Raw genomic sequence first — 633 nt, 5'->3', positions numbered from 1 at the left:
ACTTTATATACTCTTGGGTAAGGTGTGTCATATCTACTTACTAAAAGAGTTGTAGGATAATAGAAATCAAGAATTTCTTTGTAATTTTTACCTTGAGTAGCCATTGCATCAGCACCAAATTGACTCATGCCTATACCGTGTCCAGATCCTTTTCCTTTAATAACAATAGATGTCCCATTATCATCAATGTCTGTCACGTATTTGTTGGGTATTCCTCCTTCAGTAATAAGATAGTTAATCGTCCCTGCTGAACTTCCGATTAAATCCCACTGCTTTTCTTCAATATTTCCGTTTTTATCAAATTCATTTTTCACTATATATTTAACACTGATATCACCTTTTGTTACACGCTTAGCTGAGTCTGGAGCGTAATAATTAATTTTTGAAATGCTTGTAATTTTAATATCTTTTCCTTTTAGTTCGTCAGCTAGCATCTTTGCTTTGATGCGATTTGTCATCTCTGTATCCGTTTCTTTTGTCTTGTCCCACCATTCTTCTGGCTTTTTTAAATCTTTGTCTGATAAATCAATTTGTTTTTTTCGAACTGGCTTTGTCCATACTCTTTGTGGATCATAAGGATCTTCTTTTACTTGGGAATATGTATTAACTGGAGTTCCCCAGAAATTTGTGTTG

At 34.0% G+C, this 633-nt stretch carries 1 protein-coding gene; it reads right to left on the bottom strand.

Translation table 11 applies throughout. The features are described from left to right. A partial coding sequence (locus RB298_RS29045; RefSeq protein ID WP_486049809.1) for a SpoIID/LytB domain-containing protein occupies positions 1–633 on the bottom strand: 633 nt, incomplete at both ends.

This window comes from Priestia sp. BR_2 (assembly GCF_041954005.1).
In the GTDB taxonomy this organism is placed as follows: domain Bacteria; phylum Bacillota; class Bacilli; order Paenibacillales; family Paenibacillaceae; genus Paenibacillus_AQ; species Paenibacillus_AQ lautus_A.
The sequence above is the reverse complement of the archived record's forward strand: the minus strand, read 5'-3'. Positions and strand labels throughout refer to the sequence as shown.